Source organism: Pseudomonas fluorescens (genome assembly GCF_030344995.1).
GTDB lineage: Bacteria > Pseudomonadota > Gammaproteobacteria > Pseudomonadales > Pseudomonadaceae > Aquipseudomonas > Aquipseudomonas fluorescens_BF.
Map to the genome: position 1 here is coordinate 5,856,020 of NZ_CP128260.1, position 14,219 is coordinate 5,870,238.

25 protein-coding genes are annotated in these 14,219 nt (G+C 54.8%); all 25 read right to left on the reverse strand.

Annotated features, from left to right (window positions below; all coding sequences use genetic code 11):
• Positions 1-3 precede the first annotated feature (3 nt).
• Entirely contained in the window at positions 4-120 is a 117-nt protein-coding gene (gene rpmJ, locus QR290_RS26345; RefSeq protein ID WP_002555468.1) for a 50S ribosomal protein L36, read from the reverse strand.
• Positions 121-147: 27 nt separating this feature from the next.
• Positions 148-1,476: a preprotein translocase subunit SecY gene (gene secY, locus QR290_RS26350; protein WP_003228718.1), complete on the reverse strand. Its 1,329-nt coding sequence runs from the start codon at positions 1,474-1,476 to the stop codon at positions 148-150.
• Entirely contained in the window at positions 1,477-1,914 is a 438-nt protein-coding gene (rplO, locus tag QR290_RS26355) for a 50S ribosomal protein L15 (RefSeq protein ID WP_003228720.1), read from the reverse strand. It abuts the gene before it with no gap.
• Between the two features lie 3 nt (positions 1,915-1,917).
• Positions 1,918-2,094 carry a 50S ribosomal protein L30 gene (gene rpmD, locus QR290_RS26360; protein WP_003176408.1) on the reverse strand — a complete coding sequence of 59 codons (177 nt, stop codon included), beginning with the start codon at positions 2,092-2,094 and terminating at the stop codon, positions 1,918-1,920.
• Between the two features lie 2 nt (positions 2,095-2,096).
• Positions 2,097-2,597, reverse strand: coding sequence for a 30S ribosomal protein S5 (gene rpsE, locus QR290_RS26365; RefSeq protein WP_007955637.1), 501 nt, complete (start codon positions 2,595-2,597; stop codon positions 2,097-2,099).
• A gap of 3 nt (positions 2,598-2,600) precedes the next feature.
• Complete coding sequence (gene rplR, locus QR290_RS26370) at positions 2,601-2,951, reverse strand: 50S ribosomal protein L18 (protein ID WP_003186037.1); 351 nt, start codon at positions 2,949-2,951, stop codon at positions 2,601-2,603.
• Positions 2,952-2,961: 10 nt separating this feature from the next.
• Positions 2,962-3,495, reverse strand: a complete 534-nt coding sequence (gene rplF / locus QR290_RS26375) for a 50S ribosomal protein L6 (protein WP_011336170.1) — start codon at positions 3,493-3,495, stop codon at positions 2,962-2,964.
• A gap of 12 nt (positions 3,496-3,507) precedes the next feature.
• A complete protein-coding gene (rpsH, locus tag QR290_RS26380) occupies positions 3,508-3,900 on the reverse strand; it encodes a 30S ribosomal protein S8 (RefSeq protein ID WP_011336171.1) in 393 nt (130 codons plus the stop codon).
• Positions 3,901-4,109: 209 nt separating this feature from the next.
• The gene (rpsN, locus tag QR290_RS26385; protein ID WP_003228726.1) at positions 4,110-4,415 is read right to left on the reverse strand and encodes a 30S ribosomal protein S14; all 306 of its coding nucleotides are present in this window, start codon (positions 4,413-4,415) and stop codon (positions 4,110-4,112) included.
• A 13-nt stretch (positions 4,416-4,428) separates the two neighbouring features.
• Positions 4,429-4,968, reverse strand: a complete 540-nt coding sequence (gene rplE / locus QR290_RS26390) for a 50S ribosomal protein L5 (RefSeq protein ID WP_003210069.1) — start codon at positions 4,966-4,968, stop codon at positions 4,429-4,431.
• A gap of 20 nt (positions 4,969-4,988) precedes the next feature.
• Positions 4,989-5,303: a 50S ribosomal protein L24 gene (gene rplX, locus QR290_RS26395; RefSeq protein WP_003186046.1), complete on the reverse strand. Its 315-nt coding sequence runs from the start codon at positions 5,301-5,303 to the stop codon at positions 4,989-4,991.
• An 11-nt stretch (positions 5,304-5,314) separates the two neighbouring features.
• A complete protein-coding gene (gene rplN, locus QR290_RS26400) occupies positions 5,315-5,683 on the reverse strand; it encodes a 50S ribosomal protein L14 (RefSeq protein WP_002555479.1) in 369 nt (122 codons plus the stop codon).
• Positions 5,684-5,706: 23 nt separating this feature from the next.
• Positions 5,707-5,973 (reverse strand): 30S ribosomal protein S17, encoded by a 267-nt coding sequence (rpsQ, locus tag QR290_RS26405; protein WP_003194644.1) that lies wholly within the window; start codon positions 5,971-5,973, stop codon positions 5,707-5,709.
• A 2-nt stretch (positions 5,974-5,975) separates the two neighbouring features.
• Positions 5,976-6,167: a 50S ribosomal protein L29 gene (gene rpmC / locus QR290_RS26410; RefSeq protein WP_002555481.1), complete on the reverse strand. Its 192-nt coding sequence runs from the start codon at positions 6,165-6,167 to the stop codon at positions 5,976-5,978.
• On the reverse strand, positions 6,167-6,580 hold the full coding sequence (rplP, locus tag QR290_RS26415; protein WP_003228729.1) for a 50S ribosomal protein L16: 414 nt from the start codon (positions 6,578-6,580) through the stop codon (positions 6,167-6,169). The genes rpmC and rplP overlap by 1 nt, the downstream gene beginning before the upstream one ends.
• Before the next feature lie 12 nt (positions 6,581-6,592).
• Entirely contained in the window at positions 6,593-7,279 is a 687-nt protein-coding gene (gene rpsC, locus QR290_RS26420) for a 30S ribosomal protein S3 (RefSeq protein ID WP_003176422.1), read from the reverse strand.
• Between the two features lie 13 nt (positions 7,280-7,292).
• A complete protein-coding gene (rplV, locus tag QR290_RS26425; RefSeq protein WP_003103908.1) occupies positions 7,293-7,625 on the reverse strand; it encodes a 50S ribosomal protein L22 in 333 nt (110 codons plus the stop codon).
• A gap of 11 nt (positions 7,626-7,636) precedes the next feature.
• Positions 7,637-7,912: a 30S ribosomal protein S19 gene (gene rpsS, locus QR290_RS26430; protein WP_003228731.1), complete on the reverse strand. Its 276-nt coding sequence runs from the start codon at positions 7,910-7,912 to the stop codon at positions 7,637-7,639.
• 16 nt (positions 7,913-7,928) lie between these two features.
• Complete coding sequence (rplB, locus tag QR290_RS26435) at positions 7,929-8,753, reverse strand: 50S ribosomal protein L2 (protein ID WP_007955640.1); 825 nt, start codon at positions 8,751-8,753, stop codon at positions 7,929-7,931.
• A 14-nt stretch (positions 8,754-8,767) separates the two neighbouring features.
• Positions 8,768-9,067: a 50S ribosomal protein L23 gene (rplW, locus tag QR290_RS26440; protein WP_002555488.1), complete on the reverse strand. Its 300-nt coding sequence runs from the start codon at positions 9,065-9,067 to the stop codon at positions 8,768-8,770.
• A complete protein-coding gene (gene rplD, locus QR290_RS26445) occupies positions 9,064-9,666 on the reverse strand; it encodes a 50S ribosomal protein L4 (protein WP_003228735.1) in 603 nt (200 codons plus the stop codon). The genes rplW and rplD overlap by 4 nt, the downstream gene beginning before the upstream one ends.
• Positions 9,667-9,678: 12 nt before the next feature.
• Positions 9,679-10,314, reverse strand: a complete 636-nt coding sequence (gene rplC, locus QR290_RS26450; protein ID WP_007955641.1) for a 50S ribosomal protein L3 — start codon at positions 10,312-10,314, stop codon at positions 9,679-9,681.
• Between the two features lie 80 nt (positions 10,315-10,394).
• The gene (gene rpsJ / locus QR290_RS26455; protein WP_003186070.1) at positions 10,395-10,706 is read right to left on the reverse strand and encodes a 30S ribosomal protein S10; all 312 of its coding nucleotides are present in this window, start codon (positions 10,704-10,706) and stop codon (positions 10,395-10,397) included.
• A 157-nt stretch (positions 10,707-10,863) separates the two neighbouring features.
• Positions 10,864-12,057: an elongation factor Tu gene (tuf, locus tag QR290_RS26460; RefSeq protein ID WP_010220303.1), complete on the reverse strand. Its 1,194-nt coding sequence runs from the start codon at positions 12,055-12,057 to the stop codon at positions 10,864-10,866.
• Positions 12,058-12,088: 31 nt separating this feature from the next.
• Positions 12,089-14,194, reverse strand: a complete 2,106-nt coding sequence (gene fusA / locus QR290_RS26465; RefSeq protein WP_085712351.1) for an elongation factor G — start codon at positions 14,192-14,194, stop codon at positions 12,089-12,091.
• Between the last annotated feature and the right edge of the window lie 25 nt (positions 14,195-14,219).

Here is a 14,219-nt window from a genome sequence, read left to right on the forward strand (position 1 = left end):
CACTCAGCCTTGGCGCTGTTTGTGACGCGGTTCCGCGCTGCAAATTACTCGAACAACACCTTCGCGGCGAATAATCTTGCAGTTACGGCACAGCTTTTTCACCGATGCACGAACTTTCATCACCAACTCCTCGAACCTTATGGGTACTCAGCGCAACATGCCGCTGCCGTAACCCTTCAGGTTGGCTTTCTTCATCAGGGATTCGTACTGGTGCGAAACGAGGTGCGATTGTACTTGGGACATGAAGTCCATCACAACCACGACCACGATCAGCAACGAGGTCCCGCCAAGGTAGAACGGAACGTTTGCTGCAACCACCAGGAACTGGGGCAACAAGCACACGGCCGTCATGTAAAGAGCACCGAACATGGTCAAGCGAGTCAGAACGCCATCAATATAGCGTGCGGACTGCTCACCTGGACGGATGCCCGGAATAAAGGCACCGGACTTCTTCAGGTTTTCCGCTACGTCTTTCGGATTGAACATCAACGCCGTATAGAAGAAGCAGAAGAAAATAATCCCTGCACTAAACAGCAGAATATTCAACGGCTGACCAGGAGCGATCGACTGCGAGATGTCCTGCAACCAGCCCATACCTTCAGACTGACCGAACCAGGCACCCAGCGAAGCCGGGAACAGCAAAATGCTGCTCGCGAAAATAGCCGGAATAACACCGGCCATGTTCACCTTCAGCGGCAAGTGGCTTGTCTGCGCAGCAAAAACCTTGCGGCCCTGCTGACGCTTGGCGTAGTGAACAGCGATACGACGCTGACCACGCTCAATGAACACCACAAAACCGATAATCGCTACTGCCAGCAAACCGATGGCAACCAAAGCGAAGATGTTGATATCGCCCTGACGCGCAGACTCAAAAGACTGCCCGATTGCTCTCGGAAGACCGGCGACGATACCCGAAAAAATCAACATCGAGATACCGTTGCCTACACCACGCTCAGTAATCTGCTCACCCAGCCACATCATGAACATCGCGCCAGCCACAAACGTGGAGACCGCGACGAAATGGAAGCCAAAGTCACCAGTGAACGCAACGCCCTGCCCCGCCAGACCAATGGACATGCCAATGGCCTGAACGAGAGCGAGGACGACGGTGCCGTAGCGGGTGTACTGGCTGATCTTGCGACGGCCAGCTTCACCTTCCTTCTTCAACTGCTCCAGCTGCGGGCTGACGGCGGTCATCAGTTGCATGATGATCGATGCCGAAATGTACGGCATGATCCCCAGTGCAAAGATGCTCATCCGCTCCAGCGCGCCGCCGGAAAACATGTTGAACAAGCTAAGAATGGTCCCCTCATTCTGTCGAAACAGGTCTGCGAGTCGGTCCGGGTTGATACCTGGAACCGGGATGTGTGCGCCTATTCGGTAGACGATAATCGCCAGGAACAGAAAACGCAGACGAGCCCAAAGTTCAGACATACCGCCTTTGCCGAGCGCAGAGAGAGCACCTTGCTTAGCCATTTATTCCTCGAACTTGCCGCCAGCTGCTTCGATAGCCGCACGCGCACCTTTGGTGGCGCCGATTCCCTTGCCGATAGTGACAGCGCGAGTCACTTCACCGGACAGCATGATTTTCACACGCTGTACGTTGACGTTGATCACGTTGGCATCTTTCAGGGACTGCACGGTGACGATGTCGCCTTCCACTTTAGCCAGCTCGGACAGACGCACTTCTGCGCGATCCATGGCTTTCAGGGAAACGAAACCGAACTTCGGCAGGCGACGATGCAGCGGCTGTTGACCGCCTTCAAAGCCTGGAGCAATGGTGCCACCGGAGCGGGAAGTCTGACCTTTGTGACCACGGCCACCAGTCTTACCCAAACCACTACCGATACCACGGCCCGGACGATGCTTTTCGCGACGGGAACCCGGCGCTGGACTCAGATCATTGAGTTTCATCGATTAACCCTCGACACGCAGCATGTAGTAAGCCTTGTTGATCATCCCGCGATTCTCGGGAGTATCCTGGACTTCTACAGTGTGACCGATGCGACGCAGACCCAGACCCTTAACGCACAGTTTGTGGTTAGGGATGCGGCCGGTCATGCTTTTGATCAGCGTAACTTTAACGGTAGCCATGATTACTTGATCTCCTCAACACGCAGGCCACGCTTGGCTGCAATGGATTCAGGAGACTGCATGGCCTTCAGACCCTTGAAAGTGGCGTGAACCACGTTTACAGGGTTAGTCGAGCCGTAGCACTTGGCCAGAACGTTCTGAACGCCAGCAACTTCGAGGACAGCACGCATAGCGCCGCCAGCGATGATACCGGTACCTTCAGAAGCAGGCTGCATGTACACCTTCGAAGCGCCATGGGCAGACTTCATTGCGTACTGCAGAGTGGTGCCGTTCAGATCAACCTGGATCATGTTGCGGCGAGCAGCTTCCATTGCCTTCTGGATCGCAGCAGGCACTTCACGCGACTTGCCACGGCCGAAGCCAACACGCCCTTTACCATCACCAACCACGGTCAACGCGGTGAAAGTGAAGATACGGCCGCCTTTAACGGTTTTGGCTACGCGGTTAACTTGAACCAGCTTCTCGATGTAGCCTTCGTCGCGCTTTTGGTCGTTATTTGACATAACTTAGAACTCCAGCCCAGCTTCACGAGCAGCATCAGCCAGCGCTTTAACGCGGCCGTGGTACTTGAAGCCAGAGCGGTCGAAAGCCACCTGCGAGACGCCAGCGGCCTTAGCACGCGTAGCGACCAGCTGGCCAACCTTAGTGGCCGCGTCGATGTTGCCAGTGGCGCCATCACGCAGTTCTTTATCCAAAGTCGAGGCGCTTGCCAGGACTTTGTTGCCGTCGGCCGAAATGACCTGGGCGTAGATGTGCTGCGAAGAGCGGAACACGCAGAGACGCACGACTTCGAGTTCGTGCATTTTCAGGCGTGCTTTGCGAGCGCGACGCAGTCGAGTAACTTTTTTGTCGGTCATTTGCTATGCCCTACTTCTTCTTGGCTTCTTTACGACGGACGACTTCGTCCGCGTAGCGCACACCTTTGCCTTTGTATGGCTCTGGTGGACGGAAGTCGCGGATCTCGGCGGCCACTTGACCTACCAGCTGCTTGTCGATGCCCTTGATCAGGATATCGGTCTGGCTAGGAGTCTCAGCGGTGATGCCTTCCGGCAGTTCGTAATCCACTGGGTGCGAGAAGCCAAGAGCCAGGTTCAGCACCTGACCTTTTGCTTGCGCTTTGTAACCAACACCGACCAGCTGGAGCTTGCGCTCGAAGCCTTGGCTTACGCCCTGGACCATGTTGTTTACCAACGCACGAGTGGTACCGGCCATTGCGCGAGTCTGTTGATCGCCATTGCGAGCAGCAAAACGCAGCTCACCGGCTTCTTCAACGACTTCAACGGACGAATGGACGTTCAGTTCAAGAGTACCCTTGGCACCCTTCACCGAAAGCTGTTGGCCTGCGAATTTTACTTCGACACCGGCTGGCAGCTTAACGGGGTTCTTAGCGACGCGAGACATGCTTATCCCCCCTTAGAACACAGTGCAAAGAACTTCGCCGCCGACACCGGCAGCGCGCGCAGCACGATCAGTCATCACACCTTTGTTGGTGGAGACGATAGACACACCGAGACCACCACGTACTTTTGGCAGTTCTTCGACGGACTTGTACTGACGCAGGCCTGGACGGCTAACGCGCTTCACTTCCTCGATGACCGGACGGCCTTCGAAGTATTTCAGCTCGATGGACAGCAGTGGTTTGGTTTCGCTGCTGATCTGATAACCCGCGATGTAACCTTCGTCCTTCAGGACTTTTGCTACAGCCACCTTCAACGTGGAAGACGGCATGCTTACGACGGACTTTTCAGCCATCTGGGCATTACGGATTCGAGTTAGCATGTCCGCTAACGGGTCCTGCATACTCATGGGCTAGACGCTCCTAATACAGAAAAATTAGCCTTACGGCTACTACTTGTCGCCGAGAAATTCCGGGCATAAAAAACACGGGCTCAGGCGAGCCGGTCATTCTAGACACACCCCAGAAATGAATCAAGCCCCAAAAGGGGCTTGATTCATGTTCAAGGCCACCGATGGTCAGGTTCTTGCAAACCCGACCATCGAGACTTTGACACCAATTACCAGCTGGCTTTAACCAGACCTGGAACGTCACCACGCATTGCCGCTTCACGCAGTTTGTTACGGCCGAGGCCGAACTTGCGGTAAACGCCGTGCGGACGACCAGTCAGGCGGCAGCGGTTACGCATGCGCGAGGCGCTTGCGTCACGTGGCTGCTTCTGCAGAGCTACGGTAGCTTCCCAACGCGCTTCTGGACTTGCGTTCAGATCGACGATGATAGCTTTCAGCGCTGCACGCTTGGTGGCGTACTTGGCAACGGTGAGCTGACGCTTCAGCTCACGGTTTTTCATGCTCTTCTTGGCCATTTTCCTACTCCAATCAGTTGCGGAACGGGAATTTGAAAGCACGCAGCAGAGCGCGGCCTTCATCATCGTTCTTGGCAGTGGTGGTCAGGGTAATGTCCAGACCGCGGAGAGCATCGATCTTGTCGTAGTCGATTTCCGGGAAAATGATCTGCTCTTTCACGCCCATGCTGTAGTTGCCACGACCATCGAAGGACTTGGCATTCAGGCCGCGGAAGTCGCGAACCCGAGGCAGGGAGATCGACAGCAGACGATCCAGGAACTCGTACATACGCTCACGGCGCAGGGTCACTTTGACGCCGATCGGCCAACCTTCACGGACTTTAAAGCCAGCGATGGATTTGCGAGCGTAGGTCACAACGACTTTCTGGCCGGTGATCTTTTCCAGGTCAGCAACAGCGTGCTCGATGACTTTTTTGTCGCCGATCGCTTCGCCCAGACCCATGTTCAGGGTGATTTTGGTAACGCGCGGAACTTCCATCACGTTCGAAAGCTTAAGTTCTTCCTTAAGTTTCGGAGCGATTTCCTTCCGGTAAATCTCTTTTAGTCGTGCCATGGTCTTCTACCTAGCAGTGTTCAAGCATCAACCGCTTTTTGGGTCGACTTGAAGACACGAATTTTCTTACCGTCTTCTACTTTGAAACCAACGCGGTCAGCCTTGTTGGTTTCGCCGTTGAAGATGGCGACGTTGGAAGCGTGCAGTGGCGCTTCTTTCTCGACGATACCGCCCTGTACGCCCGACATCGGGTTAGGCTTGGTATGACGCTTGACCAGGTTCAGACCACCAACAACCAAACGGTTGTCAGCAAGAACCTTCAGCACCTTACCGCGCTTACCTTTGTCTTTGCCGGCGATCACGATGATCTCGTCGTCACGACGAATCTTTTGCATGTCGGATCTCCTTACAGCACTTCTGGGGCGAGCGAGACGATCTTCATGAACTTCTCAGTACGAAGTTCACGGGTCACTGGCCCAAAGATACGGGTGCCGATCGGCTCTTGCTTGTTGTTCAGAAGAACAGCAGCGTTGCCATCAAAGCGGATAATGGAGCCATCAGCACGACGTACGCCGTGACGAGTGCGGACTACAACAGCAGTCATCACTTGGCCTTTTTTCACCTTACCGCGAGGAATTGCTTCCTTCACGGTAACTTTGATGATGTCACCGATACCAGCGTAACGACGATGGGAGCCACCCAGCACCTTGATGCACATAACGCGGCGAGCGCCGCTGTTATCGGCCACATCGAGCATGGATTGAGTCTGAATCATATAATTTCTCCGACCCCTAGCCCTTAGACTTCCACAGCGCGTTCGAGAACATCAACCAGCGCCCAAGACTTGGTCTTGGCCATCGGACGAGTTTCACGAATAGTGACTTTGTCGCCGATGTGGCACTGATTGGTTTCGTCGTGCGCGTGCAGCTTAGTCGAACGCTTAACGTATTTACCGTAGATCGGGTGCTTAACGCGACGCTCGATCAGAACGGTGATGGTTTTGTCCATCTTGTCGCTGACAACACGGCCAGTCAGCGTACGGACAGTTTTTTCGGCTTCAGCCATGATCACTTACCTGCCTGCTGGTTGAGCACAGTCTTCACGCGAGCGATGTCACGCTTAACTTGCGAGAGCAGATGAGACTGCCCCAACTGGCCAGTTGCTTTCTGCATGCGCAGATTGAACTGGTCGCGCAGCAAGCCGAGCAGTTGCTCGTTCAGCTGCTGTGCGGATTTTTCACGAAGTTCATTCGCTTTCATCACATCACCGTCCGTTTAACAAAGGAGGTGGCGAGCGGCAGCTTTGCAGCAGCCAGGGCGAAAGCCTCACGCGCCAGCTCTTCAGAAACACCCTCGATTTCATACAGGACTTTGCCTGGCTGAATCTGGGCAACCCAGTACTCCACGTTACCCTTACCTTTACCCATACGAACCTCGAGAGGCTTCTTGGAGATCGGCTTGTCCGGGAATACACGGATCCAGATCTTGCCGCCACGTTTTACGTGACGGGTCAGAGCACGACGCGCTGACTCGATCTGACGAGCGGTGAGACGACCACGAGCTACAGACTTCAGCGCGAACTCGCCGAAGCTGACTTTGCTACCGCGCAGTGCCAGACCACGGTTGTGGCCGGTCATCTGCTTGCGGAACTTCGTACGCTTAGGTTGCAACATTTGGCGTACCCCTTACTTAGCAGCTTTTTTACGAGGCGCTGGTGCTTGTGGCTTCAGCTCTTCTTGGCGACCACCAATTACTTCGCCTTTGAAGATCCAAACCTTTACACCGATCACACCGTAAGTGGTGTGAGCTTCGTAGTTGGCATAGTCGATGTCGGCACGCAGGGTGTGCAGTGGCACACGACCTTCGCGATACCATTCAGTACGTGCAATTTCAGCACCGCCGAGACGACCGCTCACTTGGATTTTGATGCCTTTGGCACCAATGCGCATGGCGTTCTGTACAGCGCGCTTCATGGCGCGACGGAACATTACACGACGCTCCAGCTGCTGAGCTACGCTCTGCGCAACCAGCATACCGTCGAGCTCCGGCTTGCGGATCTCTTCGATATTGATGTGCACAGGCACACCCATTTGCTTGGTCAGGTCCTGACGCAGTTTCTCAACATCTTCACCTTTCTTCCCGATAACGATACCTGGACGAGCGGTGTGGATGGTGATGCGTGCAGTTTGGGCCGGACGATGGATATCGATACGGCTTACGGACGCGCTTTTTAGTTTGTCTTGGAGGTATTCACGCACCTTCAGATCAGCGAACAAGTAGTCCGCATAAGTCCGACCGTCTGCGTACCAGACGGAGGTGTGCTCCTTGACGATTCCCAGGCGAATGCCAATGGGATGTACTTTCTGACCCATCTCTTCGACTCCGTTACTTGTCAGCAACCTTGACAGTGATATGGCAAGACCGCTTGACGATGCGATCAGCACGGCCTTTGGCACGTGGCATGATGCGCTTCAGCGAACGCCCTTCGTTGACGAAAACGGTGCTGACCTTCAGGTCATCAACGTCTGCGCCTTCGTTATGCTCGGCGTTGGCTACGGCCGACTCCAGCACTTTTTTCATGATCTCGGCGGCTTTCTTACTGCTGAAAGCCAACAGGTTGAGCGCTTCGCCCACCTTCTTCCCGCGGATCTGGTCGGCGACCAAGCGGGCTTTCTGGGCGGAGATTCGAGCGCCCGACAACTTAGCGGCTACTTCCATTTCCTTACCCCTTAACGCTTGGCTTTCTTGTCTGCCACGTGCCCGCGATAAGTGCGGGTACCGGCGAACTCGCCCAGTTTGTGGCCGACCATGTCTTCGTTTACGAGAACTGGGACGTGCTGACGACCGTTGTGTACAGCGATGGTCAGACCGACCATTTGTGGCAGGATCATCGAACGACGCGACCAAGTCTTAATTGGTTTGCGATCGTTCTTTTCCGCCGCCACTTCGATCTTCTTCAGTAGGTGAAGATCAATAAAAGGACCTTTTTTCAGAGAACGTGGCACTGTCGTATCCCTCTATTTACTTGCGACGACGGACGATCATTTTGTCGGTACGCTTATTACCACGAGTCTTCGCGCCCTTAGTCGGGAAGCCCCATGGCGATACCGGATGACGACCACCAGAGGTACGACCTTCACCACCACCATGTGGGTGGTCAACCGGGTTCATGGCAACACCACGAACGGTTGGGCGAACGCCACGCCAGCGCTTGGCACCAGCTTTACCCAGCGAACGCAGGCTGTGCTCGGAGTTCGAGACTTCGCCCAGGGTCGCACGGCACTCAGCCAGTACTTTACGCATTTCACCGGAACGCAGACGCAGTGTCACGTAAACGCCTTCACGAGCGATCAGCTGAGCCGAAGCACCAGCGGAACGAGCGATCTGTGCGCCTTTACCTGGCTTCAGTTCGATGCCGTGTACGGTAGAACCGACTGGAATGTTGCGCAGTTGCAGAGCGTTACCTGGCTTGATTGGAGCCAGGGCACCTGCGATCAGCGTGTCGCCAGCACTCACGCCTTTAGGGGCGATGATGTAGCGGCGTTCGCCGTCTGCGTAGCAAAGCAGTGCGATGTGAGCAGTACGGTTTGGATCGTATTCGATACGCTCGACAGTGGCGACGATGCCATCTTTGTCGTTGCGACGGAAATCGACCATACGGTAATGCTGCTTATGACCACCACCGATGTGACGAGTGGTAATACGGCCATTGTTGTTACGACCACCAGACTTCGATTTTTTCTCGAGCAGCGGTGCGTGAGGAGCGCCTTTATGCAGCTCCTGGTTGACCACCTTGACCACAAAACGGCGGCCAGGGGAAGTCGGTTTGCATTTAACGATTGCCATGATGCACCCCTTCCTTACTCAGCACTGCTGCTGAAATCGAGATCTTGGCCTGGCTGAAGGGAGATAACTGCCTTCTTCCAGTCATTACGCTTGCCCAGACCGCGAGCGGTGCGCTTGCTCTTACCCAGAACGTTCAGGGTAGTAACACGCTCAACTTTCACGCTGAACAGGCTTTCGACGGCCTTCTTGATTTCCAGCTTGGTTGCGTCAGTAGCAACCTTGAAAACGAACTGGCCTTTCTTGTCTGCCAGAACCGTAGCCTTCTCGGAAACGTGCGGGCCAAGCAGAACTTTAAATACGCGTTCCTGGTTCATCCCAGCAGCTCCTCGAATTTCTTCACGGCCGACACGGTGATCAACACCTTGTCGTATGCGATCAGACTAACTGGATCGGAACCTTGCACGTCACGTACATCTACGTGTGGCAGGTTGCGAGCAGCCAGGTACAGGTTCTGATCAACAGCGTCCGACACGATCAGAACGTCGGTCAGGCTCATGTTGTTCAGTTTGCCCAGCAGGTCTTTGGTTTTCGGAGTTTCAACTGCGAAATCCTGAACCACGACCAGACGATCAGTACGCACCAGCTCAGCAAGGATGGAACGCATTGCTGCGCGATACATCTTCTTGTTCAGCTTTTGGGAGTGATCCTGTGGACGAGCTGCGAAGGTGGTGCCGCCGCCGCGCCAGATTGGGCTGCGGATAGTACCGGCACGAGCACGGCCAGTACCTTTCTGACGCCATGGGCGCTTGCCGCCACCACGAACGTCGGAACGGGTCTTCTGCTGCTTGCTACCCTGACGGCCGCCAGCCATGTAGGCCACGACTGCTTGGTGAACCAGCGTCTCGTTGAACTCGCCGCCAAATGTCAGTTCGGAAACTTCGATCGCTTGAGCGTCATTTACATTTAATTGCATGTCAGCTTCCCCTTAACCGCGAGCCTTGGCTGCCGGACGTACAACCAGGTTGCCGCCAGTAGCGCCAGGTACAGCGCCCTTGACCAACAACAGATTGCGTTCAGCGTCCACGCGCACTACTTCCAGGGACTGCACGGTCACGCGCTCAGCGCCCATATGACCGGACATTTTTTTGCCCTTGAATACACGACCAGGAGTCTGGCACTGGCCGATAGAGCCTGGGACGCGGTGGGATACGGAGTTACCGTGGGTGTTATCTTGCCCGCGGAAGTTCCAACGCTTGATCGTACCCTGGAAGCCTTTACCTTTGGACTGACCGGTTACATCAACCAGTTGACCAGCAGCGAAGATTTCAGCGTTGATCAGATCGCCAGCCTGGTACTCGCCTTCTTCAAGACGGAATTCCATTACGGTACGACCAGCGGCAACGTTCGCCTTGGCGAAGTGGCCAGCTTGAGCAGCTGTAACACGGGAAGCACGACGCTCGCCGACAGTGACTTGCACTGCACGATAGCCATCGGTTTCTTCAGTTTTGAACTGGGTGACGCGATTCGGCTCGATCTCAATGACCGTGACCGGAATGGAGACACCTTCTTCGGTGAAAATACGGGTCATACCCGCTTTACGACCGACTACACCAATAGTCATGTTGTAAACCTCATGAGTGTACGGGGCTTTCACCCGCTATGGCCGCCCATTTCAGAGCGTTACACGACCAAGACCGAGTCTTAGCCGAGGCTGATCTGCACTTCCACACCGGCCGCAAGATCAAGCTTCATAAGTGCATCAACGGTTTTATCCGTTGGCTGGACAATGTCCAGAACGCGCTTATGAGTGCGGATCTCGTACTGGTCACGCGCGTCTTTGTTGACGTGAGGGGAAACCAGAACGGTGAACCGCTCTTTACGGGTAGGCAGTGGAATTGGACCACGCACTTGAGCACCAGTACGTTTCGCGGTTTCCACGATTTCCTGGGTTGATTGGTCGATCAGGCGATGGTCAAAAGCCTTCAACCTGATACGGATTTGCTGATTTTGCATTGGATTTCAGACTCCGGCTGCTATTCCCACCGGGCGCAATACGCCCGTTAAAAGGAGGCGCAATTCTATAGACGCCCCAGATAGGTGTCAACCCAATAAAAAAGCCCCCGCTAAGCGGGGGCTTTTTCAACTCATCAAAGCTATCTCAACAAAGAGATCACTCGATGATTTTAGCTACGACGCCAGCACCAACGGTACGGCCGCCTTCACGGATTGCGAAACGCAGACCGTCTTCCATCGCGATGGTTTTGATCAGGGTAACAGTCATCTGAATGTTGTCACCTGGCATTACCATTTCAACGCCTTCTGGCAGCTCGCAGTTACCAGTCACGTCAGTAGTACGGAAGTAGAACTGTGGACGGTAGCCTTTGAAGAACGGAGTGTGACGACCGCCTTCTTCCTTGCTCAGAACGTAAACTTCTGCGGTGAACTTGGTGTGCGGCTTAACCGAACCCGGCTTAACCAGAACCTGACCACGCTCAACGTCGTCACGCTTGGTGCCACGCAGCAGAACGCCGCAGTTCTCGCCAGCACGACCTTCGTCCAGCAGCTTGCGGAACATCTCAACACCGGTGCAGGTGGTGGTGGTGGTGTCACGCAGACCAACGATTTCCAGGGCGTCTTGAACGCGAACGATACCGCGCTCGATACGACCGGTTACAACAGTACCGCGACCCGAGATCGAGAACACGTCTTCGATTGGCATCAGGAACGGCTTGTCGATAGCACGCTCTGGCTCTGGAATGTAGCTGTCCAGAGTTTCCACCAGCTTCTTAACAGCGGTGGTGCCCATTTCGTTGTCGTCTTTGCCTTCCAGCGCCATACGAGCCGAACCGATGATGATCGGAGTGTCGTCACCTGGGAAGTCGTAGGTGGACAGCAGGTCGCGAACTTCCATCTCAACCAGTTCCAGCAGTTCAGCGTCGTCTACCAGGTCAGCCTTGTTCAGGAAAACCACGATGTACGGAACGCCTACCTGACGGGACAGCAGGATGTGCTCACGGGTTTGTGGCATCGGACCATCAGCGGCCGAGCAAACCAGGATCGCGCCGTCCATCTGCGCAGCACCAGTGATCATGTTCTTCACGTAGTCAGCGTGACCTGGGCAGTCAACGTGAGCGTAGTGACGAATGTTCGAGTTGTACTCAACGTGCGCGGTGTTGATGGTGATACCGCGAGCTTTTTCTTCTGGAGCGCTGTCGATCTTGTCGAATTCAACTACGGCCGAACCGAAAACTTCGGAGCAGACGCGAGTCAGAGCAGCGGTCAGAGTGGTTTTACCGTGGTCAACGTGGCCGATGGTGCCAACGTTTACGTGCGGTAGGGAACGATCAAATTTTTCTTTAGCCACGACAATTAACTCCTAGCCTAAAGGGGCTGAATCAGCCTTGTTTTTTGGTAACGGATTCGACGATGTGCGACGGAGCCGTATCGTATTTTTTGAATTCCATAGAGTAGCTTGCGCGACCCTGAGACATGGAACGAACGTCGGTCGCATAACCGAACATCTCACCCAGTGGAACTTCGGCACGGATAACCTTGCCGGACACTGTGTCTTCCATACCCTGGATCATGCCGCGACGACGGTTAAGGTCGCCCATCACATCACCCATATAGTCTTCAGGCGTAACAACCTCTACCGCCATGATCGGCTCGAGCAACTCACCGCCACCCTTCTGGGCCAGTTGCTTGGTCGCCATGGAAGCAGCCACTTTAAACGCCATCTCGTTGGAGTCGACGTCGTGGTAAGAACCATCGAACACGGTAGCCTTCAGGCCGATCAGCGGATAGCCGGCAACAACGCCGTTCTTCATCTGCTCTTCGATACCCTTCTGGATAGCCGGGATGTATTCCTTAGGAACCACACCACCCACTACTTCGTTCAGGAATTGCAGACCTTCCTGACCTTCGTCAGCAGGAGCAAAGCGAATCCAGCAGTGACCGAACTGGCCACGACCGCCGGACTGACGAACGAACTTGCCTTCGATTTCGCAGTTCTTCGTGATGCGCTCACGGTACGAAACCTGTGGCTTGCCGATGTTGGCTTCGACGTTGAACTCACGGCGCATCCGGTCAACCAGGATGTCCAGGTGCAGCTCGCCCATGCCGGAGATGATCGTTTGACCAGTCTCTTCATCAGTTTTAACGCGGAAAGACGGGTCTTCCTGAGCAAGTTTGCCCAGAGCGATACCCATTTTTTCCTGGTCATCCTTGGTCTTAGGCTCTACGGCAACCGAAATAACCGGCTCCGGGAAGTCCATGCGAACCAGGATGATTGGCTTGTCAGCGTTGCAGAGGGTTTCACCAGTGGTGACGTCCTTCATGCCGATCAGGGCCGCAATGTCGCCAGCGCGTACTTCCTTGATCTCTTCACGGGCGTTTGCGTGCATTTGCACCATACGACCCACGCGCTCTTTCTTGCCCTTGACCGAGTTGATCACGCCGTCGCCGGAGTTCAACACGCCCGAGTAAACGCGGACGAAGGTCAGAGTACCCACGAATGGGTCGGTAGCGATCTTGAACGCCAAAGCCGCGAACGGCTCGTCGTCGCTTGCATGACGCTCCATCTCTTCTTCCTCGTTATCAGGGTTGGAACCCTTGATAGCAGGAATGTCGGTCGGAGCAGGCAGGAAGTCGATAACGGCGTCGAGAACCAGGGGAACACCCTTGTTCTTGAAGGACGAACCGCAAACAGCCAGAACGATTTCGCCAGCGATAGTACGCTGACGCAGAGCAGCCTTGATCTCGGCGATCGACAGCTCTTCACCTTCCAGGTACTTGTTCATCAGCTCTTCACTGGCTTCAGCCGCAGCTTCAACCATATTGCTGCGCCATTCAGTGGCCAGCTCGAGCATGTCCGCAGGGATTTCCTTGCGAACCGGAACCATACCCTTGTCAGAGTCGTTCCAATAAACAGCTTGCATGTTGATCAGGTCGATCTGGCCCTGGAAGTTGTCTTCCGAACCGATAGCCAGCTGAATCGGCACCGGAGTGTGACCCAGACGCTGCTTGATCTGACCGATCACGCGCAGGAAGTTGGCGCCAGCACGGTCCATCTTGTTTACATAAACAAGACGTGGAACGCCGTATTTGTTGGCTTGACGCCATACGGTTTCCGACTGAGGCTCAACACCCGAAGTACCGCAGAACACAACGACAGCGCCGTCGAGTACGCGCAGGGAACGTTCTACTTCAATGGTGAAGTCTACGTGGCCCGGGGTATCGATTACGTTGAAGCGATGCTCGTGCGGGTACTGCTTCTCGGAACCTTTCCAGAAGGCGGTAATGGCAGCAGAAGTAATGGTAATACCACGCTCCTGCTCCTGAACCATCCAGTCTGTGGTCGCGGCGCCGTCATGCACCTCGCCCATTTTGTGACTTTTGCCAGTGTAAAAAAGGACGCGCTCGGTGGTGGTGGTTTTACCAGCATCCACGTGAGCGACGATACCGATGTTACGGTAGCGACTAATCGGAGTAGTACGAGCCATAAAGCCCTCGCAAAATTAGTGAAGC